Genomic DNA, 23311 nt, shown 5'->3' with positions numbered 1-23311 from the left:
GGGATTGCCGGTGTGGGATACGCCCCCACGTGCATCACGTGATCGGGGCCCGCGCGGCCAGTGCACCATCCCTACGCCAGTGTGAACTGGATCAGGTTCATCGGGTCACTGCGCTGCGCGGACGTCGCGTCCGGCCATCAGTATCTCAGCCTCTTGTCGAGACCCCCCGGGTGAGTGGCAGCAAGCTGCCCGAGAAACCTGGCACTGTCAACATCAGCGGCAGGAAAACCTACCCGATTTGTAGAACACAAACTTTCGATCAATTCGTTATTCTAAATTATTGAGCTCGGCTAGCTTGGGTCCCGCAGAAACGGGAGACAGTCATGGCATCAGGAGAACAGATCGGCTTCGTCGGCCTGGGCACCATGGGCGAACCTATGGCGCTGAACCTGCGCCGCGCCGGACAGCCCCTGATGGTCTGGAACCGGACGCCGGAGCGAACCGTCCCGTTGAGAGAGGCAGGGGCAAGACCGAGAGCCCGCCGAACTTAGCGCAGATGAAGCTGATCGGTGCACAATTCATGCCCCCCCTTCTACGGCAGCCGTCAGATGGCGAGGCACCTGCGCAACCATGGCTACCGCCTCGGGCGTAAGCGCGTCCTGCACCTGATGGCCAGGATGGGCTGCGGCGCGCTGTCTGGCAGCACCGCGCACGACGGTGCCCGTCCGCAGCACCGCTAGTGTCCGTATCTGCTCAGGGACTTGGTGATCTGACCTGCCCTAAGCCGGTCCCTCACTCATAGCGAAAGTCAGCAGGACAGATTTTGATACTCGTGTGCCTCGCGGGACCCGACGCGCGCATATGATCGCCTTGGCGGCCAGACCATTTCAACATCTTGGAATTTCGAGGTTAATGGCGCACCCATCAGGATTCGAACCTGAGGCCTCTACCTTCGGAGGGTAGCACTCTATCCAGCTGAGCTATGAATGCTACCGTGTCACACACTGCTTACATAAAAAGCGAACAACCCAATACTTCGAATTCCAAGTATTCTCATCATGAAACAGACGGACCACCTCTCTGCCTGCCAATTGCCCATGATATCGTATTCCCGTCACGCATAATCCCCGACACCTGCTTACCAAGCTGACGCTCCAAAACCGCTCGCCACGGAACAAGCGTAAACTCCCGGCTATTTTCAATGAGTGCGTATTTCCCGCTGGCAAGATCCACCGAACGCCGTAATGTTCCCTCCACGCGCTCGCCTGAACCTGTCTCGACATAGGTCAAATCGAGTTCTTTCGAAAGCTGACGGGCCATACGTGCCAGTTCCCGACGTTGCAATGTATTGATCAGATCGGAACGATAAATGACCCGGTCCTGCTCCTGACGCGCCAGTCCTTGCGCAATCAGCCATCGCCGACGTCTGGCCTGAGCGTCGCGCATCTCCCGGCCAAAACCGGCGTCCCGGACAGATAATGAGTCTGACGCCACCAGCTCACGATCCAGCCAGGTCGCCCCGTCACTTTCGAGTTGCTGCTCAAGCGACAGAAGGGATAGTTGCCGAATGATCACCGGCGAGGATTTGCCGCGCTCCCGTTCATATTCAATTGCCCGGTCAAGATGATCGGATGCAATGATCCATGTACTATCCGGTTCACGTTGGACACCTTGGGTTAACCGACGCATGGCTTCCAGCCGCCGGACATGGGTTCTGGCATATTCTTCCGTTGCCGTCGGATCATGTTCCAGATGCATGTCGATGCTGTATCGCCCGTCATTCTCGCGGGCGATCTCGGCCACCGTGCGATCAACTTTCCGGGGCTGGATGTCTCTTGCAGATATCTGAACGATGCTGTCTTCCGGAACCAGCTCGGTTGCTTCGCCTTTGCCGATCTCGACATAGCGGGTCTTGCCATCCACCCCGTCGACGATCAGGTAATGCCGATCATTTAGTTCATCCGATAGGCCACGTGTGACAACACGACCGACGATGGGTTGTTTGTCCAGTTCATGCTTGGCATCAATCACAAAATCGGCGGGACTGCGGGAAATCTCCCGGCGTTTCATCTCGCGATGCAGAGTCTTGATGATGTCATCGCGTTCGCCCATCCGGGATAATGTTGCTTCCAGGCCTTCCTCCAGTCGCCACTGACCGGGGATTATTTCCTCGGCCAGTCCGAGGCGTCCGAGCTTCTGCAAGCGTCCGGCACGCAGGCTTTGGCGAAAGGCATCTTTATCTGCTGCACTGACAATCCGGTCCTCGCCCATCTGACGCAGCAGGTTACGGTCAATGCTGGTCAAGCGATCCTGATCAATTTCACGTCGCAAACGATTTTCAATTTCCAGATCGGTGCGCGGTCCGAGATCGAGGCTGACAATCTCGGCCGCCCGCTCGCGCATGCCGCGTGAGATATAGTTGCGGGCAATAACCAGATCGTGCCCCTCATCGTCCTTGCCGCGCACCAGAATATGGCTATGAGGATGGCCTGTATTGAAATGATCGACCGCGGCCCAATCGAGTGTCGTGCCCAGATCGATTTCCATTTGCCTCATCAGCCGACGGGTGACAGGTTTGAGATCGGCATATTCTGCACCGTCCTCGGCCGAGACGATAAAGCGGAACTGATGCCGGTCACCATCGACCCGCTCGAGGAATTCTTTGCCATCCGCCCGGTCCTGATCCGCGGTGTAAAGCTCACCTGGCAAACCTTCCCTTGTGACGCCGTCGCGCTGGATATAGCGCAGATGCGCCCGTGCACCCTGCATGCCTTTCCCGGTCAATCGGACAATCCGTGATTTGATAATCACCCGGCGCTGCCGGAAGGCAGCATAATGATCACGATTTGCGAGAACCTGCCCGGCCCCGCTCGCGCGCCCCAATCGACTGCCGGTAAAGCGGGACCGGCCCAAACGCCGAAATCCCCCTGCCCGATTGGTGGCAGCCAACACCCGATGCAGGAACTTGCGCCCGCCCTTGCCGCCACGTGAGCGGATCTTGCCAAGCTTGGGTTTGAAGACGTCATCTGCCATTGCGTTCTCCACGACCTGCCTGCAACATTTGGTACTGTTTAAGACAAGGGTTTCCAAGGGTTAGCGCGGAAAATGGCACCATCCTCACCCGCCTTGGCACTATCCCTGAACATGAAAAAAAGATGTGCAGACAAAGACTTGAGGGCATCGAGGCAACGCGATGGTGCCATTGTTTTATCTTGCCTTACGCCGCCCTTCCCGTCTGCCTGCATCCAGATACACATTTTCACTCTCCTCAACCGTGCGAGAGGAATCATGGGAACACATCGGAACCATTGCGGGGAGCGGAAAGCGGGAAGAACAGAGCGGAGCCGGAAAAGTCTCCGGTCCCACCTGTATTGCCGCCCTCTCGCGTTGACAAAATCTCTTCAAGCTTTTCGACATAGCGCTCCGTTTCCACCGGCAAGGGCTTTCCGAAACGCAGATGAGCTTCATACCGTCCGGGACCGGCATGATAGGCCGCAAATAGCCCCAGATAGCCAAACCGGTCATACATCTCGCGTAGATAAGCGGCGCCTGCGAGAATGTTGTCACGCGGCTTGAAGGGATCATTGCCAAAGCCATAACGCTCTCGCAATTCACCCCAGGTCGCTGGCATCAATTGCATCAACCCCATTGCGCCCACCGATGAAACCGCGTCCGGTCTGCCCCCACTTTCCACCTCTATGACGGCACGAATCCATTCCGAGGGAATGGCAAATCTTTGCGATGCGGTTGCGATTTCGCGATCCCAATTTTCTATTGGTTGAGCATGAATATTGCTGGTGAAGAGCCAACAAAAACCGAGGACCAGAAGGCTTAATCTACCCATATCGGTACGAGCCTCCCGATCAGATTTTCGCGCATCACAGGACCAAAATACCGGCCATCAAAGGAGGCTGGCGCTTCTGTCATCAGCAGGAAATATTCGCCCTCATGCATCAATCGGCAGCCCTGCCACAGGGGCATTTTGCGCCCGGAACTGTCGCGACCAAGCTGCCGGGCAACCGCATGACCGTTGATCAGAATGACGCGACGGGCCACACAAACATGGTCCCCGGCAATCGCGGCAATGCGTTTGACAAGCGGGACATTGGCCGGGATGTAGTGGCGTGAACTTGCCAAGACGGATACCGGTTTCGGGGGGCGAACCAAAACGAAATCACCCTCCTGGGGCGCGCCGGAAACCATCCGATAGAGCCCGACCGGAGCGCTCGGTGATGCATTCCAGATCAACCAAGGAGGGCTGTTATGGGCAGCAGAGAAACCAATCAGGCCAATCCCGATAACACCGCAAAGAAAGGAACCGACGACATGCCGGACATCTTTCCGAGGCATCAAATGCCGCGTTAAATGACGGCATCTCATGCGCGTTCTCCGTCATCGGAGTGCGTGCCGGGTTCACGCCCTTCCGACCAGGCATCGAGATCGTCGATATGGTAGCGGACATAACGGCCATGTTTGCGATAGCGTGGCCCCTTGCCATTGAAACGCATCTTTTCAAGGGTTCTGGCTGACAGGGAAAGATAGAAGGCCGCCTGCTGGGTGGAGAGGAAAGGGCTGCCCTTGCGGGCTTCCATCGCCCGTGTGTTGTAATCCGTCATCACGCGATCCTTTCGTCGAACATCGTCAAAAGCGATCGGAGTGTGGCGGGACAGGACGGGTCTGGGGACGCTCGAAAACAGCTCCCCATCAAAAACGATCCCCCTGTTAATGACGGGGTTTCCAACAACAATGGAAGCCCTGCCAACCGCCTTTTGCAGTCTGGAACATGCCCTCCGGTTATGGATTGCGCAGGGATTTTAGCAGACCATTTAGCTCTAGAATCTGCTGTTCAGCTTCCCGTTTTTCATCCGCTGGGAGACCGTTTCGCAGTTCGACTTGCACCAGCCAGAGGGCCTCGCGCAGTTCGTCTTCACTGTAAAGATGGCCCTGATATGCGATACGATGCGACATGGTGTGTTCCTTCGATTGAACCGTTCTGTCATTGAGAACAGCGATCCGAAGGCCATCCGCGTTGCATCGGTCAGGGACGGCTTTAGCCGCCGCGAAGCGGGCGCGGGAGGAACCGAAATGCAGAATGACGCAAAGCGGAATGGCGCATTTTGGCGGGGCCCGCGATCCTTGACGGATGCAGAAAGCCGGATGGCAAAATGACATATTCGAGACGACAAACTCTCTTCCCTCTTCCCTCTTTCCCCTTACCCCCCACAAAGCGCCCAGCTTGTGATGCGTGAGCATAAGAAAAGCCCTGCCGAGATACCTCGGCAGGGCCAAGTGAGAAGGATATTTTTCAGCGTTCGCGCGGTTCCCAGAGGGCCAGATGCGAGACGCCATCCTCGGTCGGTGTTTCGAGTTTGACGAGGCGGGCCCGGACCCAGTTGGGACCGAATTCGGGGGCGGCGATCTTGAGGTTGATATAGGTTTCACCGCTGGTTTTGGCGATCTGGCTCCAGCCCGCACCGACCTCGTAGCGGTTTCCGTTGCCGGCATAAACGCGATAGTCGGGGGCGTTTTCGGCGATTTTTTCGGTCGGAACGATAACCAGATTGGCGTTGATATTCAGGGTTTTGAGAAGGCCGGTGAAGCTGCCGTCATTCTGTTTGGTAAAAGTGCCAAGGGTGATAGCCATGATAGGTCTCCATTTGCTGTTTTATCGCGGGATCATCCCTGCGATGTCGCCAGCGAAAAGACCGCATAGCCGGGACGGTTCATCCGAAGGAGCGCAGCACAGCGAAGCACCCGCCTGAGCGTAAAATTTGTCGCGCGAGGAAGCCGGACGCAGGACGGCGGGGACATTTTTCGATCCGGCGGGTTGAACGGAACGGCGCGGGATTTACGCGCCCAAAGACATGCAGGAATGGTTTCCACGAGCCACAAACAGCTCAGAAACGGAGACGAATGGCCATCAGATCTGAGGCAAACCAAAACCGTTCGATCAAGGTATCGGCTTTGAACCGTTTTCCTGACCGCATTAAATCCTGCAATTCCCAGAATTATTTCTCGCCCATACGAACTTGAATCAAAGGCAACACCCCATACTTATGAATAGGACAGTAGTTACGGGCCGTCGTTACACGATTAAAGATCGCCCATCGCGATCATAACTCACTTCGGGGCAGAACCTTTCATGGCTTTCAATCTTTTCAAGAACGGTAATAGTGCGTTGCAGGGACATCAGATTTATGAAGCTCTGGGCAGATCAATGGCCGTGATCGAGTTTTCTCTGGAGGGTAAAATCCTCACCGCCAATCCGAACTTTCTTGTCACAATGGGGTATGAACTGGATGAGATTGTCGGCAAGCATCATTCCCTATTTGTCTCATCCGGATATGCCCAAAGTCCCGCTTACAACGAATTCTGGAAGAAACTTTCAAACGGTGAGTTTGCGCGCGATGCCTTTCAACGCATTCGCAAGGATGGCGAAACCGTCTGGCTCGAGGCGACATACAATCCGATCCTCAATGCCAGCGGCAAACCTGTCAAAGTCGTCAAGTTCGCCACAGACATCACAACCCGCCGCAAAGAACGCGCCGCACTGGAAGGAATGCTCAATGCAATTGATCGCTCCCAAGCCGTTATCGAATTTGATCTCAATGGCAAAATTCTCAAAGCCAATCAGAATTTCCTCCAAACCATGGGATATAAAGAGGATGAAATAAGCGGAAAACAGCACAGCATGTTTGTCGAACCGGGCTATGACAGCTCACACGAATATAAAGAGTTTTGGGCCAAATTGAGAAAGGGCGAGGTGCAGGCCGCCCAGTTCAAACGTCTCGGCAAAAATGGCAAGGAAGTATGGTTGGAAGCCGCCTATAATCCGATTTTCGATCAGAATGGTATCCCGGAAAGGGTCGTCAAACTTGCAACGGATGTTACCGAACAGGTGCAGCTTCTGATTGATCTCAAAGCGATGATCGACACCAACTTTGGCGAGATCGACGAGAACATCATCAGTCTCGACACGGCGGCGGCAAGCGGTGCATCGGCGGCGGCCCAAAGTTCCAGTTCTGTTCAAACCGTCGCGGCCAGTGCCGAAGAACTGTCCGCCTCGATCGCCGAAATCTCGCGCAGCATGGCACAAAGCCGGGATGAAACGGAACGCGCTTTTTCGCAAACCGTCAATGCCAACCAATCCACACAAAAAATGGCGGACGTGGTCTCTGCCATGACCGGCATCGTCGAAGTCATTCAGGGCATTGCCGGGCAGATCAATCTGTTGGCGCTGAATGCCACCATTGAATCCGCCCGCGCCGGGGAAGCCGGAAAGGGATTTGCCGTTGTCGCCAATGAGGTCAAAAACCTTGCCAATCAGGCGGCCAAAGCCACCGATCAGATTTCAGAAGAAATCAGTGGTGTGCAAGAAATCTCAAATGAGGTTGTTCAATCACTTGAAACAATTCGTGGCTCGATTGAGACCGCGCGCGATAGTGTGACAAGCATCTCATCATCCGTTGAAGAACAAAGTGCTGTGACAGAGAGTGTTTCCCAAAACATGCAGACAATGGCGGTATCGGTCGATGAACTAGTACAAAGGCTCACCGAGATTCAGAGCATTTCCGGTACGGTCGGGAATTCCGTCACAAGGACGCGTGAAGCTGCTGAAATTCTCGCGAGATAATTCAAAATCGGGGCCGTCAAAGAGGGTGGAGAATAGTTGGCCAATCGATTGCATGAGGCTTGGAACAGAGTAGTTATCTCGGCTTTACCGACATCTTAAGGCCCGTTACTTTGCAAGTCTGGTCTTTAAATCGGATCGGTGATGAAGGACAAGACATTTGCAGCTTACTCCGAACGTCACAGTTTCCCGATCCCCCCATCCCTGCATACCGGAGAAGCATGTGACCGATATTGCTATCACCCAGCTTAAGACCGCCAAACCGACAGATGTTCAAGCTATTGGAGCTCTGGTGACACAATTGTCTTCAACCGAACCTGGCTTTTCTCTGAGAAATCTGAAGGCGATGCTAGCAGACCCGTCAACAACAATCTTCGTGGCTCGTGCCAATGAAGAAATAGTCGGCATGACAACCCTGGTCATCTTTCGGGTTGCGACGGGACTACGTGCCTTCATTGATGATGTGGTTGTAATGACAACCCATCAAAAGCGCCGTTTGGGAGAAAGATTGATGCGCGCAGCAATTAATCATGCGACATCCCATGGGATCGAAAAGATAGATCTGACCTCCCGACCTTCTCGTGAGACAGCCAATCGTCTGTATCAACGAATGGGCTTTGAACGACGGGAAACGAATGTTTATCGCTTAAAACTCAAGGCGGACGTGGTTTCACCGGAGCCATAAAACGTCCGGTCGTCTATCGGGAAAATCCTCGTTAACACTTACCTCTCGAACACCCGGCGCACGATAAGAGGACAGCCAAGCTTATCGCTCACTCATCGCGGAGGCAGTCGTGGGCGAAAGGGTTGGTTCGTTGCATCGACCGGTGCCCTGCTTATGTGCGAACCACAGTTTCGTGGTCGCAGATTTTGGAAAGAGTAGCGCGTCACGCGCCACTCTCACCAAACCGCCAGACAGGAATACCGGCCTTGCGCGCCTTGTCAGCAAGGTTCTGCGAGATACCCGAACCGGGAAACATGATCACGCCGATGGGCAGCGCATCAAGCATCTGATCATTGCGCTTGAAGGGGGCGGCATTACGAAACCGGTTCCAGTCGGGCTTGAACACGATCTGGGAAATATCTCGATTATCCGCCCAGCAGGCGGCAATTTTCTCGGCCCCTTTCGGCGAACCGCCATGGATCAGGACCATGTCCGAGTGCTTTGATTTGGCTTTATCCAGTGCTTCCCAGATACGGACATGATCGTTGCATTCGAGACCGCCGGTAAAAGCAATGCGTGGGCCAGACGGCATCAGGGGTTCAATTTCCGCCTTGCGTTTGGCCGCCAGGAAGTCGCGACTGTCGATCATGGCAGCGGTGATTGTCCGGCGGTTGGTGAGCGATCCGTTACGCGGACGCCAGGCCGAAGCGGTCAGTGTTTCGTAATGATCACAGGCGATTTCACGGAAGGTTTCGAACATATCGCGCCGCTCGACGATCAACTCGCCCGTGGTGAGGCAGCGTTCGAGTTCGACGGATTTGATCTCCGATCCATCCTGTTCGGCGGTCAATCGGCGCTGTTGCTGCTCATTGTCATCCACCAACCGATCCAGCCAGGCAATACGGCGGTGGAAGATATTGACGACATTCCACAGGCACTCGCCGAGATCTTTCTCAAGTGCACTGTCGCCCAGCAGATCGACGAAGATGTTCATCCCGGCCGCAATCAGTTGATCGGCCTGATCGGCTTCCGGCATCGGACCAGGATTGCTTTCATCAGGCTCCGGACGATATCCGAAGAGATGGAGTTGCTCGCTTGCCAGACTTGTAGAAGACGCATCGGAGTGGTCGGTTTGCAGGTGAGAATTGCAGGACAGCATGGTTCTTTCTCCCGGTGACGAGACCGCATCCTTTGCGGTCTTTCCGGGGATTGCCCGCCGGAGGGATCAGGGCCGGTGGCATCCTTCGGTCCTTTTGCGATAGTGACGCACAAGCGCTATCCGGACCGCAACGCAGTGGAGGACAGCCTGCTGTTGCCACCGGTCCGACCTCCGGCAAATCCCCGCACAGGAAAGACCGCGATGCGGTCCTGTGGAGACAGAACAGACCTGTTCTGTCATGCCGAGCCGTAACCAGACGCATGACGGCAGCGTGCAGGCTGTGAGCAAGATACAAACTGCGGAACATCTTCAGGAAGCAGTTGACGCACAATCCAGTGCCGAACCGGATCGGGACCGAAGGTGACCAGGTCGGCATTGAAGTCATCCAGCCGGGGCACGAGTGCACGAATATCCCGATCAATATGCCGGGACCGGAGACGGTTGAACGCCCGCCATCCGGCTGGATCATTGTCGCGAGCCACGTAGAGCCGCTGCAGACTATCGGGCAGAATCAGAGCCCCGAGATGAGCTGCCGACAGAGCAGCAAGGACCGGCAGGTTCGGGAACAGCAGTTTGAGGGTGAGCGCGGTTTCAAGACCTTCCGCCGCGATGGCGATGTCGCCAACCTGACCGAAGCGAACGGCATGTCCCAGAAGCTGTCCCAACGCTCTCCGTGGTTGCGCGACCGGTGCCTTGCCGCAAGTTTGCGGATCAAGCCAGGTGCGATGAATGCCGGTGATCACACCGTCAAGACCGGTTACCGCTGCAATCATCGCGGGCCAGACCTCAAACCCGGTCTCATTGCGGTAAGAGCACTTCGGGTGGAACCGCAGGGCAGTGTGATCCTGCATTAAGTGTATGCCCCTGCTATCCAGATACCGTTCGACAAGTGTGCCTGTGATCGGGACAGATGCCGCAAACAGGCGTCTTGCCGCGGCAACCGGATCATAAACATCCGGGTTTTCATGTGAGTAAGTAACCGGTGGTTCGGGAAGACGCGGCATACGCAGGAAGTGTCGTGCTTCTGCCAGAGCATCTCGCAGTGCGAGACCGCGATTGAGCATGATCAGATCGATAAGGTCGCCATATTCACCGGTGGCAGCATCGCACCATTTCCCGGCCCGGCGCCCGCTGATACGGACAAAAAGGCTGCGCCCCGGATTGCCATGGACATCACCGCAGATCCAGTATCTCCCCTGTTTTCTGCCCGATGCCAGATAATATCGGCACACCGCCACGGCCTGACGGGCCAGCGCATCTGCCAGCATTCCGGCCTGCATGATATCGCTCCTCATGAAAAAGGCCCGATCCAGAGCGGACCGGGCCAGAAGACAAAGACGGGATTATTCGGCTGCAGTCGCGACCGGTTCCGAAGGCCCATCATCCGGCTCGTCCTCGGCAACTGATTGCAGTTCCGGCGTCCGTAACGGCTCGGGCACCCAGCCGGTATCGTTCAGCAATTGCTCGGCCTCACGTACCATGTCACCCTTCTTGAGGTGATCGATCCGTTGGGCAGCGTCCGCGCCCAGCGCCTCGGTGATCGCTTCGAGAATACGGTTCTTCGGCACCCGCGAGAGGTAATTGTCCGCGGTCGGCTTCCAGCCGGATGCCGCCATATCGAGTTTCAGAACATCGGCAAGGATATCGGCATGGCGGACGGCATCGCTGTGACGGTTCCAGGGTTCGGACACCGCATAGAGAGTCAGCGAGACGCAATGGGCGAACAGCGCCATGCGACTGTCCGTGTCCATTCCGCACAGCGCCGCCCAGAGATGGTCGGGATCATCCGGCATCTGCCGTTCCCAATTCTCATGACGTGCAGCGATATCGTTCGCCGCCGAGCTGTCATTGAGATCGGGCGGTTGAACCGAGAAGCCGCTGCTTTTTAGCGTGATCTGCAGGCAACTGCCCGAACCAAAGTGATAGAAGCTTTGCAGGACCAGAACATGCAAGGCTGCCAGAAAGGCAATATCAGGATCACTGGCCAGAGCATTGCGCAAAGCCAGTGTCCGATAGGCCGTGAGTTCGAGAACAAGCCGGTCCGAGAGTGGTTTGACACGGGTCTCATCCGGTTCATCCGCTCCGTAAGAGACCGTATCGGGGGTATTCCCGGCATCATTATCTTCATCACCGCTCTGCGGATCGTCGGATTGATTAGGATCGGATATGACGTCATCCTGCTCCTGATCTTCCGGCTTCACAAAACCGCGCTCGATCCGCACACTGCCATCAGACTCAAGGCTGATAAACACGCCGGCTTTGGCAATATCATCCGGTGCATAAAGGACGGGTCGATTGTCGAAGACTTCAAGTTCGGCCTCGATTTCCCCGAGACGTTTATCCACTTCCTCGGGCAGGTCTTCATCCTGATCGACAAAATAGCGCTGTTCGATCCCGGCCAGTTCGTTTCGCAGCGCGTCCTGCTTCGATGTTTCCTCGTCTGACAGTGGTTCGACCTCACCACTGATCCGTTCCAGACCAATGGTGTGGCCATAGGGAAAATCGACCGCGACCTCGATCCATTTCCAGCCTTCCTCGGCAATCGCATCACGCTCGGCCTCAAGTCCGGTAACAACCAGCTTTTCCAGCAAGGCGACATCCTGCAGCCAGCCTTCATCAACCTGCGAGAACAGATCGCGCATGACGACACCCCCGGCTTCCTCATAGGCTTCGATACCGACAAAGCGCACACGTTTGTCGGTAACCCGCACCGTATCTTCGGTCAGCAAACGGCGGATATAATAGGGTTCCTGGTTGTAGGCCTGCCGGAGGGTATCCCATACCTGTTCCTGACGAGCCTGATCATCGGTCACGCTAAAGGCCATCAGCTGTTCGAGCGTCAGTTCCTCTTCGGCATAAAGATCGAGCAGTTTTGGCGATACGGATGCCAGCTTCAACCGTTGCCGGACAATCTTCGCTGTTACAAAGAAGCGCGCGGCGATATCTTCGACGCTCAGGCCCTTATCGCTCAGGGTCTGAAACGCCCGGAACTGATCGAGCGGATGCAAGTTGATCCGCTGGACATTTTCGGCCAGGGAATCTTCCTCAAGCAACCCGTCTTCACGAATGACACACGGGATTGCCGCGTTCTTTGCCAGCCGTTTTTGTTTCACGAGATATTCCAGCGCGCGGTAGCGCCGCCCACCAGCCTGGATCTCGTATCGACCGGTTTCCTGGTCGTTATCATCCGTAACCGGCCGGACGCTGAGAGATTGCAGCAAGGTCCGCCGGGCAATGTCTTCGGCCAGTTCCTCGATCGAGATCCCGGCACGGACATGCCGGACATTGCGTTCGCTCATCACCAGTTTGTCAAACGGGATATCCTGCGAACGGGACAGGGAGATTTTCTTGCGGTTGGTCATATCTGTTCTCCATGACGGACCGGGAAAAGCCTTCTTTTCCCAACCGGGCCCGTCACAAAGCCCCGACCTGTTCTTTCACTCTTTTCCCGTTCGAGTGACCCGCCAGTCCTGCGGCAGGTCAAAACCGCCCGACCAGATCCCCTTGCCAAGGAACTTCGCGGTTCGCTCCGCTGCAGTGTAATTATAAAGTCGGTTGGCATCCGGATCAGCCACCGCCCAGCCGTTTTTAACCAGCCATTCGGCCAGATCCTCGGCCCCGGCATGGCATATTGCGAGCTGGCGGTCATCGGCATCACGGTGATCGCCCTGCCAGGCTTCGCAGACGACCTCCCTGCCCCGCAGTAAATCAGAAAGCGCATCTATCGCCTGCTGACCGCAGGGCCATGGCGTTCGGTCCGGTTTGCGGCACATTTGGTTGGCTTCCACCGCATCGACCCCGTAGAGACGATAACGGGTATCGTTGATTTGCAGGGTGTCTGCATCAATCACCGCTGCAGGTCCCCTATGATGGTCCGTCTCAAACACAGGTGCGATGGCGAGCCCTCCGGTGATCACAACAAGGGTAATCACAGCATATTTGACAGAAACGATCATGCGCATGATATCACCTCCTTTGATCCGGCTCTGGTTGCGGGATTAAGCCCCGCCAGCAGATAGTCAGCGGATTTTGACGCCTGACTGGCTGCACGGACGATGGCGCGATTATCCTCGCGTAGAACCTGAAGCCATGAGGCGAGATAGTCGGCATGCCGGACGGTAGGCACGATACCGAGTGAAGCACAGAGGAAAGCCGCTGACATTTCTGCGACCAGTTCCTCGGACGCATATTTTTTTGATCCGAACGATCCGCTCTGATCCCGGTTAAGACGGGTTTCGTGCCCGGTGGCATGGCTACATTCATGCAAGGCTGTGCGATGCCAGTTGATCGGCTCGAAATAGGCCTGGGGTGGCGGCACCCGGACATAATCATCCGCTGGACTGTAAAAAGCCCGTCGTCCACCGATCCGGAAATCGATACCCGATGCCCGGATCAGTTCCTCGGCCTTCGGCTCGATCAGACTTGTATCGGGCGGGACCGATTGTGCCGTTACATCCTTCGGCAACCCGTCGCACTGGTCGAGATTGAAGACCGTGAAACGTTTGAGAAAGGGAATGGCGCGCGGATCCTTGCTGGCATCTGATGTGAACTGCCCTTTCTTCTTGCCCTCCCCCGGAATGAAACGGCTGGCATAGACGACCGTGACACCGTGTTCCCCCTTGCGGACAGTACCACCAAGCTTGAGCGCCTGACGAAAGGTCAGCCAGCTTTGCGATGAATACCCGGCCTCGAACACTGCGCCCCAGAGGATCAGGACATTGATGCCGGAATAGTTGCGTTCGGTCGCGGCATTTTGCGGTAATCCGAGATAGGCGCTTGCCAATGGACTGCCCCAAGGCTGAACCCAGGGGAAGGTTCCCTGTTCAAGCTGGGCGATGATTTTATCGGTGATGTCCTGATAGAGGTTAGAGCGGGTATGTTTTCCGGGTTTGCGACTAGGAACAGTCATGATATTTCTCCACGACAGGCCGGTCAAAAGCCTTTCTCTTGACCTGACAAACCTGTCGCAGAGGTGTTTGCCCACTCTGGCTCTTGACCGGCTGACCTCCTGCCTGACACCCCGCTCCCGCCTTGCAGGATCTCCAGATACCCGCCATGGACCAGCCTCTCGGCACCCCGCAGAAGGCGTTGAACACGGGTTCTCAGGAAACCTGCCGACCAGTCTTCGGAAACAGTTCGTTGGCCATAAAGCACTTCGGCGATTTCCCGGTGGGAGGCACCCGCCTGTCGCCCGTCCCAGGCCTGGAGCATCATTTTCCAGCGTAGTGCACGTTGTTCGGCCGGATACAGGGGGTTTGGAAATTGTCCGGTGCGATAGAAAGCGTGAAACCGTTGCAAGGCGAGCGCCTGTTCTTTGAGGCGCTTCATATTGGAAATGATAAATCTCAAACGGACTGGCCCTTCGAGAAGGGTACCTTTGGTAATCGCTATTTGAAGATGACGATATTGGTCTCTCAGCAGCAAATGCTGGCGATGATCTTGCGCAATTAAAAGGGTAGCTGAGGGACCAAATCTGGAAATATTGAGGATGTCGACGTCGCCTTCTCTCGGGATATGAATTGCATGCGCGACCAGAACGTAGGGATTGATCTTCGGAGACCAGATAACAGTATCGGTTTTCCGGTCGGCAAAACATGATGTGCCATGGGATCAATTTCTGATTGCATCGCATGCGTACTACCCTTGACTTATCCGCCACAGGTTTATCGACTAGAAAAGAGCATTCCCGCAGGTGACCGGAAAAGTCTTTGTTTCTCTTAAGCCACCGCCATGCCCATCCAGCCCTGTCCAGAGCATGGAAGCCATCATAGGCAACGGAATCCGTCCAATCGCGGAGATGAACCTGTTTTGATTTTGCAGGCAAACCATGCATGTGGTGTGCCTCCTTCAAGCAGCCATTGTGCAAAATAAATATGCTTGATGGGCATGGAACACCGGCAAGCGTTATCGACAAATATCGATAAGACTGGAGCATGATGCTTTCAGGATTCAGGCATCAGTTGCAGGATAGAGTTGTAATCTCAAATAAATTTGCACGCATGCCGCATAAGCATCGGAATGGTCACATTTCGGCCATTTTACAGCACAAAATAGAGTTCGACCATAATCTTTAAAAATGAGAGATTGCCCAGAAAATTAATTCTTTCAAAGGGTATATAGATGGCCGATACGGAAATTTGGGATTTCAGTTCAGCAATCCCCACCAGACATCTGAGGTTTCTTCATCACAAGACCGTTGGAGACCTGTTTATCTGTCGTTGCGACATCTCTGCTTGCGACGGGCTCATTCTTGGCACAGCTCAACCGTGCATTGTTCTTCATGAAGGAGACCCTGTCCTATTACACTACAATTCGGCCCGAAAGGACTATCGTCTCAAGGTCCAATGCGGCGACATTCACATCAGCAATGCAAATTCTCTTGCCGAACTGAGTTGGTCAACACCACAAAGAATATTCGCTGTGGCAATAGGCACCAAGTTTATTGACGATAACATGACTTCTGCCTTTTCCGGCAATATTCCTTCCTTGCCATCGCGCTTGGCTATTCGAAATGACTGGCTTCTGGAATTGCTATTATATATGCGCAAATCGCTCGAAGAACCGGCTCATTGCGACAGCGTCTGCCTCGAACTGATAGGGACATCTCTAACTATCAAGTTATATGAGCTTTTCGGGAAGAAACACCAGCCTCGAAAACATACCATCTCGGGTGGGCTTGGACCGACACGCGAGAGAAACATCAAAGCTTATATTGAGCAGCATCTGACAGAAAACATGAAGGTGAATGATCTCGCACAAACAGTCAGTTTGAGCACAGATTATTTTGGAAAAGCATTCAAGCAGACCTTCGGTAAATCACCTTGGCGCTACCTTGTCGAAAGGCGCATTCAATTGGCGAAGAAGATGTTGATGCAGCAGGAAAAATCGATCACTCAAATTGCAATGAGTCTCCAGTTTTCAAGTCACGCGCATTTTACAGATACCTTTCATCGGATGACGGGTATCTCTCCCTCAATATTCAGAGAAAATAGCAAAAGACTCAATACCGATAAGCCATAAAGTAACGCGCTTCTTATGATAAGCACATAATTACGCCTCACCAACCATTCTCAGAACTAAGAAACTATTTGTACTCGCGATAGACGTATCGTCGGCGCTGAATTTGCACAGAATCTCCGACTGAATAGCCCCTAGATTTGTAGACGCCTCTTCTTGGTTCATTTTGAGGCAAGGAGGCCACGATGGGCAAAGCCAATTTCAGCGACGATTTCAAATGCGACGCCATCTGTCAGATCACCGAGCGGGGCTATCCCATGAAAGAAATATCCGAAGGGCTGGGCGTCAGAACGCGCTCCCTGTATGCTTGGAAGAAGAAGTTCGCCCCCCTCTTCCCGTTCCTGTGGTGAAAATCCAACAGCTCAAGAAGGAACTGGTACGCGTCACCGAGGAACGCGACATCTTAAAAAGCCATTGCGTATTTCGCCAGGGATGCAAAGTGAAGTACGCGTTTGTCGCCGTGCATCGCCCTCAGTTCCGGGTGCGGACGCTGTGCCATTGCCTGCACATCCGCCCCAACGGGCTTTACGCCTGACTGAAGAAACCAGTCAGTAGGTCGGCCAAGGAAGAGGCGCGCCAGACCGTTTTGATCAAACAAGCATGGCAGGACAGCGGTAAAGTCTATGGCTATCGCAAGCTGCACGATGATCTGTGTGATCAAAGAGAGTGCTGTATGGCCGTGGACACTCATAATTTCATAGGGGTTACATCCTTCTTCGGCCTGAGGAGTGCACCTTGCGGATGCCGTAAGCTGCTGCAGTCGGGCAGGCCTGCATCAATGTACCATTTTTGAAGGTGAGCAGCGTCGTAAACAAAATGAAGAAGCCCGGAAACGTGGCTCGGGGATATTGTGTTCTCAGCCCGCTTTATATCGGTTCGCGATGACGGAACTGCCAAGCGTAGTCAGAATTATTGTGACCATGAGCAAGATAAAGGCCAGTGCTGCACCAAAAGGCCAGTTGGAAGCCTTTGCAAATTGTTCATAAACTGCAGGTGCCATCATTTGGAATTGCGGCCCCCCAAGTAACAAAGGTGTTGCATAGGCGTTCATGCACAGGATGAACACCAAGGATGCTCCGGCCAAAACACCGGGCAATGAGAGCGGTACAAGTACCCGAAAAAACGTCGTTGCAGGACGCGCACCAAGATTAGCAGCAGCATCCTCGACCTGACGGGGAATACTCTCAATAACCGATGCAAGAGTTAGGATCATGTAGGGTAACACAATCCCAACTGTCGCAAAGATCACCGCCCCCGGCGTATAAAGCAATGTTAGGGGCTCGGAAATAATACCCAGCCCCAAAAGCGTGGCATTCACAAGTCCTGTCGTGCTCAAAAGCGCAAGATACCCTGCCGAGCGAACCACTCCTCCCACAAGAAGAGGGAACATTGTCAAAATCGTCAGCTTGCTCTTCCAGCGGCTTTCCATCCGCGCCAACCAATAGGCCGGACCATAGGCAAGAAGCGTCGTCAGCACCGTACATGTCAGGGCCACCGTGATCGTCGTCATCAGGATTTTTTGATAATACGGATCGACAACAGCTTTGGCGTAATTCTCAAATGTGAACGCCTGCTGCATGATGTAAAGCGGATCATATTCGTTAAACGAATATCGCAACATCAAAAGCATGGGCACACCCAAAAGAAGAAGGACGAGCAGTCCCGCCGGAAGAACAAGTTTCGCCATTTTGTTAGCCTTTGAGTGCACGGTTCCAAGTATCGAGAAGCTTCGCCTGATTTTCTAGGATGAAGTCGAAATCCGGTTGCCAGAGACGATTTTGTTCCGCTTCGGAGAAGCCGATCTTCTCTTCGAGTTCTGGACTGATCTCACCGTTTTTCACCGTCGGCAAATAGCCCATCTTTTCGGCAAAGGCCTTTTGAACAGCAGGGTCAAGAAGAGCATTCATATAGGCCATTCCGCCCTCTGGGTTACGCGCATTTTTCGGCACAGCAGCCTCATAGACAGCAGGGAATGCGCCTTCTTCCGGCACAACCCACCCCAGATCAATCCCGGATTTAGACCAGCTATAACCGCGTGCCGCAGAAATGATCGTCATCCAGATATCACCAGATGCAAGCGCCTGACCAACGGCCTCTGTCGAGGGCAAAAGTTTCGCATCCAGGTCTCTCCAAGCGGCGACACCTTTTTCACTGCCTTCAAAATCAGACAGCGTGCCGCCATTGTGAACCGACGCATACGCCATATTGGACGTATAAAGAAAATCGCTCAGCCCGATCTTTCCTTTGTATTTCGGGTTCCAAAGTTCCGCGATGGACTGAGGCGGGGTTGTGATCAGATCCTTGCGATAAACAATCGCATGTGCGGAGTAAATCAGGGGGACCGAATGTGCCTTTTTCAAAAAGGGAAGAATATTGTCGTAATTGGGAACGCTCGACGCATCAAGCTTCTCAACTGCACCAACCTTGGCAGCTGCGTACATATCAAAATCGGCCAACAGGGCAGCATCCATACTGCCACGACGTTGCATCCGTTCAGAAATCAGCTTGGTGCGACGCGGTACCGGGCCAGAGATTTCCTGAAGAATGTTATAGCCCGCAGGCTGCATAAAGGCTTCGTCGACATTTACCGCAAGCAAATCGCCAAAAGTCCCCCCCCAGGTGCCAACAACGACATCGTTTGTTTGTGCCATGAGGTTCCGGGGAAAGATTGAAGTAGCAGACATTGCTGCAGCCGCAGCAAGAAAGGAACGCCGGGTTAGATTAGGCATGAGTCTCTCCTGATATATGTTATGTATTTGATATTTTAGTGTTTTTATTGTTAGTTGTTGAGAAGCCGTGCAGATGCAGCATCCCACGCAAGCCGAACTGCATCACCAACACGCAGGCTGGCCCGCATATCATCTGGTCCGGGGGTTGCTGTGACGACGGAGATAGAGGCATTGCCGACCATAACCGTGTACTCGGTCTGTGCGCCGAGATAGAGCCTCTCGCGCAGGGTGCCCATGACCCCATCGCCGTCGCGCGACAGGGTGATTTTTTCGGGCCGCACAGTGTAATATCGTGCGTCTACACTCGATCCCGACACGGTCGGCATCGAAGTTCCATCTTCGGTTCGGAACTGCCCGTCTTCGATACGGCCCGGGATAACATTCGAACGCCCAACGAAGTCTGCAACAAAGGCATCGGCCGGCTGCTCGTAAAGATCTTGTGCGGTGCCCGACTGTCGCACGCCGCCTGCTTCCATCAACACGAGCTTGTCGGACATGGTCAGCGCTTCTTCTTGGTCATGGGTAACCATCAGGGTGGTGAGTTCCAAAGATTGCTGCAGTCCGCGAATTTCACTGCGGACTTCGCCGCGCAACTTGGCATCGAGGTTCGAAAGCGGTTCATCAAGCAGAAAGATATCAGGGTTCAAAACAAGTCCACGCGCCAAAGCCGCTCGCTGTTGTTGCCCCCCTGAAAGCTGTCGCGGGTAGCGATCTGCCAGGTGATCGAGCCTTACACGCTTAAGCGCCTCGAAGCTTTTCTCTTCGCGCTCGGCCTTGCCAACCTTTCGCATTTCCAGACCAAAACCAACGTTCTGTGCAACAGTCATGTGCGGGAAAAGGGCATAGGATTGGAAAACCAATGCGGTATTGCGCTCATAAGGAGCCAATTTTGTAACATCTCGACCGTTGATCCGTATCGAGCCGGAACTTGGCTCTACAAATCCGGCGACCATACGCAACGTCGTTGTCTTGCCACATCCCGACGGGCCAAGAAGCGATACGAGCTCCCCTGTCAGTATATGCATGCTCATGTCGGTTACAGCCACCGCTTCGCCATATTTCTTGCAGACGTTTTCGAGTTCTAGAGATTTCATAGGATCTGTCTCCAATGTCAGACGATGCGGGAAAGTTTTACGTAACGGTCCGTGATCAACATCATCGCAGCGATGACAACGATCTGAATAGTGGCCACAGCAGCAAGAGTGGGATCGATCTGGAACTCAAGGTAGTTCAACATCGCGATTGGCAGAGTGCTCATTCCCGGACCAACCAGAAGCAAGGTCAGTTCAAGGTTTTCAAAACTCTGGATAAACGAAAACATCGAAGCCGCAACAATCGCCGGACGCATCATCGGCAGGGTAACCCGAATGAAAACGGTCCAAGGACGTGCGCCAAGATTGGCCGCTGCCTCTTCAACACTTTGGTCCAGTCCCTGTAATCCTGCGGTCGCAACCCGCACTGTCCAGGGAATAGTCAACAAAATGTGCGCAGCAACCAAACCGGGCAATGTGCCAACGATATCCATATCCAACTGGTTTTGAGCCATCAGGAAAGTAAGGTAAAGGGCAGTCCCCGCGACGATCCCTGGCACAATGATTGGCCCTAAAAGAAAGGTTGTAATCGCCTGTTTTCCCCGAATGGAGCTGCGTGTCAGCGCCAATGCTGCCGCCATCCCCAGTGGCACACCGATCACGGTCGCCAACGCAGCCACCTTAAAGCTGACGATAAAGCCCGTCAGGAATTCTTCGCGCTGAACCGCGTTCTCATACCAGTCAAGTGACAGACCAGAGGGCGGAAAGGTGATGATCGCGTCCTTAAAAAATGACGTTACAACCAGCAATACCACCGGAAGCAACATCACCAGATAGGCGAGAAAAATCACACTTCGGTAGGTCAGACGCGTCAACCGCATCAGAGTATCTCCTTTGAAGTCTGGCCCACAAAACATGAGGCATTTTGATCTGCGATCACTTGCAACCGGGTAAGGCTTTCCGAAGGAAAACGTCCAGCCCGCGACATCAAATTGAGTTGTCCCAGCACTTCACCCGATGGTGCCCGCACCGGAATGTTGGCGATGGCATCACATCCACTATCAAGAATCTTCTGCCAATCGGGAAATCCCGCACGAAGCGCCTCAGGCCCATCGGTTAACACCGGGGCATTAGCCTCACGCACACGCGCCATCGTCGGTGCATCCTCAAATCGCTTGAAACCAGTATCGGGGAAACAATCAGGGTGAGAGGAATAAATCCTTTCTGCCCCATCATTGCGATAACGCAGGGCGGTCACGGCGATGATATCTGTCACATCGCGCATTTCACCCAGCATGCTATCGATCCCCTGCCTTGTCGCACTCATATCGTGGAAATCTCCTATTCGATCGGCAATACGAGCCGAGTTTCTGACAACTCAAGCATGATGTTCGGCATCTTGCCATGGGGCACTTTTTTAAAGTGATCCTTGTCAGAACCCGCGATCGAAAGGCGCAGTTTACTGCCTTTCACAAGTGTCCAAGCGGCTGGCAAAAGGGGAATACGAATACGCTGTGCTTCGTTTAGCGGCAAGGGACGGGCACTGTCACGACGGTAGCTGCGAAACGGCCAATTGATGCGAATATTGCCCGGAGCAGCTTCTTCGTCACGGAAAAGTGCGCGTAGAATACCTTCGGTGATATACCGTTCCGTCCCATCGGCTTCAATTTCCGTCAAATAGATGAAAAGCCCGGCATCCGGCGCATCGAAGCGGGCTGTCATATCAAGCAAGGCATGCCCTGACAGCGTCGTATTCTCGCGCATCGGCGCGCTATCAAAAGAAAGCATAAGATCGGTTCGGCCTTGCCAATCACAGTAATAATCTCGTGAGTCCATTCCAGCGATACGCTCATAACGCGTTTCGAACCCGGTGCCGGTTTCGGGCACGCATTGATAGCTTGCTGTGCCTTCTGCGTTCTCGGTGCCAAGCCCGCCCTTTTGATCAGGGTGCAGAACAAGCTGCGTGGGTTTTGGGGGCCAGGTTTGCGCCTCGGCCCAGATTTCTTCGTGCATTTTGAAATAGGCCACAGGCGGATCTGACCGCAATCCGGTATCCTTATCCATCAGATAGGTGTCAAAAAACCGCAATACCGCACCGAGTATCGAAAAAGTCGGGTCTTCCGAAGCACGCCAAGGCGAAACATCAATTCGCGCACCATGATCCCACGGGCCAAGCAGAAGATGATGCGGGTTTTTATCAAGCGTAAGGAACCGTGAAATAGCACCATTGGCGTAGCCTGCACCGTCCATCCAGCCAGACATGGACAGGATTGCAACGTCCTCTTTTACGCCATCGCAATATGCATAAGGACTAATCGTGGCACTGGAATAGTCGGGGTCATACGGAAGCCCGTCCTCGCGATAGCTGAAATCAGCCATGAAATCGGTCTGGCGGAAATTGGCCTGATGCTCCGCGACAGCGGCAACAACCAGCGCGCCGGACGGATCTTCATCTACCGGCTGCGGGCCAAGATAGTCCGGACTTGCATAATATTTATAATCCTTGAGATAGGCCCGCTGATCCAGATCGAGCCCTTTCATCAGGTTATCATAAATCTGGGTCAGAGAGGCGCACTGCATGCCACCCGGGAAATAGTTATCCGAATAAGTGTCCCAAACAGAGAACAACGGCGCGATGGCCTTCACTGCGGGATGGCCAGTGGAGGCAAGAAAGTCGGCAGCAGCCCCGAGATACGAAATCCCGGTCGCACCGACCACGCCATTGGACCATTTCTGGTCGATGACCCAATCGGCAATCTCTGCGCTATCCAGGCGCTCAGACGGCGAACGAAATCCGTCTCTTGTTCCAAAGCTGGCCCCTGTACCGCGCACGTCGATCACAACGACGCCATACCCGCGCGGGACAAAATAATCGCTGAATTTACCTGTATTGGGGTTGGGAATTGCTGTGGAACCGGGCGTTCGCTTGAAACGGCGAAAATACGGTGTGAAGAACATCAATGTCGGGAATTGTGCCTCAGGCTCCGCCCCTTGCGGCAGATAAACATCTACGGCAAGTCGGCATCCATCGCGCATCGTCACATAGCTCGAAGCAGGCACCTCCGGCAATGTATAGGGCACAGGGCGCTCTGCCTCATAGGCTGCGATACGGCTTTGCACGTCAGGAAAGGAGGTCATCAA

24 protein-coding genes, 1 tRNA gene, 2 pseudogenes and 1 riboswitch are annotated in these 23311 nt (G+C 54.2%); of the genes and pseudogenes, 7 read left to right on the top strand and 20 right to left on the bottom strand.

Features of this window, described 5'->3' with window-relative positions; all coding sequences use genetic code 11:
* Positions 1 to 50: 50 nt before the first annotated feature.
* Positions 51 to 179, bottom strand: a riboswitch (TPP riboswitch).
* A gap of 144 nt (positions 180 to 323) precedes the next feature.
* Both K355_RS25490 and K355_RS26260 read left to right on the top strand, forming a co-directional pair.
* Positions 324 to 491 carry an NAD(P)-binding domain-containing protein gene (locus K355_RS25490; protein ID WP_022730098.1) on the top strand — a complete coding sequence of 56 codons (168 nt, stop codon included), beginning with the start codon at positions 324 to 326 and terminating at the stop codon, positions 489 to 491.
* Between the two features lie 18 nt (positions 492 to 509).
* Positions 510 to 680, top strand: coding sequence for an IS3 family transposase (locus K355_RS26260; protein ID WP_373964467.1), 171 nt, complete (start codon positions 510 to 512; stop codon positions 678 to 680).
* A gap of 173 nt (positions 681 to 853) precedes the next feature.
* Here the strand turns inward: K355_RS26260 and K355_RS0100215 are convergent.
* The 7 genes from K355_RS0100215 to K355_RS0100175 form a co-directional block, all read right to left on the bottom strand.
* Positions 854 to 930 (bottom strand) — tRNA-Arg (locus tag K355_RS0100215).
* A gap of 66 nt (positions 931 to 996) precedes the next feature.
* Positions 997 to 2973 (bottom strand): relaxase/mobilization nuclease RlxS, encoded by a 1977-nt coding sequence (gene rlxS, locus K355_RS0100210; protein WP_022730097.1) that lies wholly within the window; start codon positions 2971 to 2973, stop codon positions 997 to 999.
* 253 nt (positions 2974 to 3226) lie between these two features.
* Positions 3227 to 3784: a lytic transglycosylase domain-containing protein gene (locus K355_RS0100200; protein WP_022730095.1), complete on the bottom strand. Its 558-nt coding sequence runs from the start codon at positions 3782 to 3784 to the stop codon at positions 3227 to 3229.
* Positions 3772 to 4290 carry a conjugative transfer signal peptidase TraF gene (gene traF, locus K355_RS0100195; protein ID WP_245562876.1) on the bottom strand — a complete coding sequence of 173 codons (519 nt, stop codon included), beginning with the start codon at positions 4288 to 4290 and terminating at the stop codon, positions 3772 to 3774. The genes K355_RS0100200 and traF overlap by 13 nt, the downstream gene beginning before the upstream one ends.
* A 26-nt stretch (positions 4291 to 4316) precedes the next feature.
* The gene (locus tag K355_RS0100190; protein ID WP_007092083.1) at positions 4317 to 4556 is read right to left on the bottom strand and encodes a helix-turn-helix transcriptional regulator; all 240 of its coding nucleotides are present in this window, start codon (positions 4554 to 4556) and stop codon (positions 4317 to 4319) included.
* Positions 4557 to 4734: 178 nt separating this feature from the next.
* Positions 4735 to 4908: a hypothetical protein gene (locus tag K355_RS25485; protein WP_022730093.1), complete on the bottom strand. Its 174-nt coding sequence runs from the start codon at positions 4906 to 4908 to the stop codon at positions 4735 to 4737.
* A gap of 337 nt (positions 4909 to 5245) precedes the next feature.
* Positions 5246 to 5584, bottom strand: a complete 339-nt coding sequence (locus K355_RS0100175) for a DUF736 domain-containing protein (protein ID WP_007092084.1) — start codon at positions 5582 to 5584, stop codon at positions 5246 to 5248.
* Positions 5585 to 6082: 498 nt separating this feature from the next.
* Between K355_RS0100175 and K355_RS0100165 the strand changes: the two genes are divergently transcribed.
* Both K355_RS0100165 and K355_RS0100160 read left to right on the top strand, forming a co-directional pair.
* Positions 6083 to 7573 carry a methyl-accepting chemotaxis protein gene (locus K355_RS0100165; protein ID WP_022730090.1) on the top strand — a complete coding sequence of 497 codons (1491 nt, stop codon included), beginning with the start codon at positions 6083 to 6085 and terminating at the stop codon, positions 7571 to 7573.
* A 220-nt stretch (positions 7574 to 7793) separates the two neighbouring features.
* Positions 7794 to 8255 (top strand): GNAT family N-acetyltransferase, encoded by a 462-nt coding sequence (locus K355_RS0100160; RefSeq protein ID WP_022730089.1) that lies wholly within the window; start codon positions 7794 to 7796, stop codon positions 8253 to 8255.
* Between the two features lie 202 nt (positions 8256 to 8457).
* On the opposite strand, the gene K355_RS0100155 is transcribed toward K355_RS0100160, so the two are convergent.
* From K355_RS0100155 to K355_RS26255, 6 genes are all read right to left on the bottom strand, one after another.
* Complete coding sequence (locus tag K355_RS0100155) at positions 8458 to 9393, bottom strand: DUF2493 domain-containing protein (RefSeq protein ID WP_022730088.1); 936 nt, start codon at positions 9391 to 9393, stop codon at positions 8458 to 8460.
* Positions 9394 to 9629: 236 nt separating this feature from the next.
* Complete coding sequence (locus K355_RS0100150) at positions 9630 to 10673, bottom strand: DUF7146 domain-containing protein (protein ID WP_022730087.1); 1044 nt, start codon at positions 10671 to 10673, stop codon at positions 9630 to 9632.
* A 63-nt stretch (positions 10674 to 10736) separates the two neighbouring features.
* On the bottom strand, positions 10737 to 12755 hold the full coding sequence (locus K355_RS0100145; RefSeq protein ID WP_022730086.1) for a ParB/RepB/Spo0J family partition protein: 2019 nt from the start codon (positions 12753 to 12755) through the stop codon (positions 10737 to 10739).
* Between the two features lie 75 nt (positions 12756 to 12830).
* The gene (locus tag K355_RS0100140; RefSeq protein ID WP_022730085.1) at positions 12831 to 13355 is read right to left on the bottom strand and encodes a thermonuclease family protein; all 525 of its coding nucleotides are present in this window, start codon (positions 13353 to 13355) and stop codon (positions 12831 to 12833) included.
* A complete protein-coding gene (locus K355_RS22710) occupies positions 13346 to 14302 on the bottom strand; it encodes an ArdC family protein (RefSeq protein ID WP_022730084.1) in 957 nt (318 codons plus the stop codon). The genes K355_RS0100140 and K355_RS22710 overlap by 10 nt, the downstream gene beginning before the upstream one ends.
* Positions 14303 to 14325: 23 nt before the next feature.
* Entirely contained in the window at positions 14326 to 14721 is a 396-nt protein-coding gene (locus K355_RS26255) for a DUF2285 domain-containing protein (protein WP_114091526.1), read from the bottom strand.
* Between K355_RS26255 and K355_RS25650 the strand changes: the two genes are divergently transcribed.
* The gene (locus K355_RS25650) at positions 14656 to 14844 is read left to right on the top strand and encodes a hypothetical protein (RefSeq protein ID WP_162142268.1); all 189 of its coding nucleotides are present in this window, start codon (positions 14656 to 14658) and stop codon (positions 14842 to 14844) included. The two genes, K355_RS26255 and K355_RS25650, sit on opposite strands and share 66 nt — an antisense overlap.
* A gap of 244 nt (positions 14845 to 15088) precedes the next feature.
* On the opposite strand, the pseudogene K355_RS26250 reads toward K355_RS25650, so the two are convergent.
* A pseudogene (locus tag K355_RS26250) lies at positions 15089 to 15226 on the bottom strand (transcriptional regulator domain-containing protein); the annotation flags it as partial.
* A 287-nt stretch (positions 15227 to 15513) separates the two neighbouring features.
* Here K355_RS26250 and K355_RS24890 point away from each other — a divergent pair.
* Positions 15514 to 16413, top strand: a complete 900-nt coding sequence (locus K355_RS24890) for a helix-turn-helix domain-containing protein (protein WP_022730082.1) — start codon at positions 15514 to 15516, stop codon at positions 16411 to 16413.
* Positions 16414 to 16595: 182 nt separating this feature from the next.
* Positions 16596 to 17077: pseudogene (locus K355_RS25985) on the top strand (transposase); the annotation flags it as partial.
* A gap of 189 nt (positions 17078 to 17266) precedes the next feature.
* Here the strand turns inward: K355_RS25985 and K355_RS0100115 are convergent.
* The 6 genes from K355_RS0100115 to K355_RS0100090 all read right to left on the bottom strand — a co-directional run bounded on the left by K355_RS0100115 (position 17267) and on the right by K355_RS0100090 (position 23308).
* Positions 17267 to 18097 carry an ABC transporter permease gene (locus tag K355_RS0100115; protein ID WP_022730081.1) on the bottom strand — a complete coding sequence of 277 codons (831 nt, stop codon included), beginning with the start codon at positions 18095 to 18097 and terminating at the stop codon, positions 17267 to 17269.
* A 4-nt stretch (positions 18098 to 18101) separates the two neighbouring features.
* Positions 18102 to 19061, bottom strand: a complete 960-nt coding sequence (locus K355_RS0100110) for an extracellular solute-binding protein (RefSeq protein WP_211219008.1) — start codon at positions 19059 to 19061, stop codon at positions 18102 to 18104.
* A gap of 128 nt (positions 19062 to 19189) precedes the next feature.
* The gene (locus K355_RS0100105; RefSeq protein ID WP_022730079.1) at positions 19190 to 20233 is read right to left on the bottom strand and encodes an ABC transporter ATP-binding protein; all 1044 of its coding nucleotides are present in this window, start codon (positions 20231 to 20233) and stop codon (positions 19190 to 19192) included.
* Between the two features lie 17 nt (positions 20234 to 20250).
* Entirely contained in the window at positions 20251 to 21051 is an 801-nt protein-coding gene (locus tag K355_RS0100100; protein WP_022730078.1) for an ABC transporter permease, read from the bottom strand.
* Entirely contained in the window at positions 21051 to 21467 is a 417-nt protein-coding gene (locus tag K355_RS22690; protein ID WP_051145914.1) for a GAF domain-containing protein, read from the bottom strand. The genes K355_RS0100100 and K355_RS22690 overlap by 1 nt, the downstream gene beginning before the upstream one ends.
* A 44-nt stretch (positions 21468 to 21511) precedes the next feature.
* The gene (locus tag K355_RS0100090) at positions 21512 to 23308 is read right to left on the bottom strand and encodes a CocE/NonD family hydrolase (protein WP_022730076.1); all 1797 of its coding nucleotides are present in this window, start codon (positions 23306 to 23308) and stop codon (positions 21512 to 21514) included.
* Positions 23309 to 23311: the final 3 nt, after the last annotated feature.

The organism is Thalassospira lucentensis MCCC 1A00383 = DSM 14000 (assembly GCF_000421265.1).
Lineage (GTDB): Bacteria > Pseudomonadota > Alphaproteobacteria > Rhodospirillales > Thalassospiraceae > Thalassospira > Thalassospira lucentensis.
This window is presented reverse-complemented; position numbering and strand designations above follow the sequence as displayed.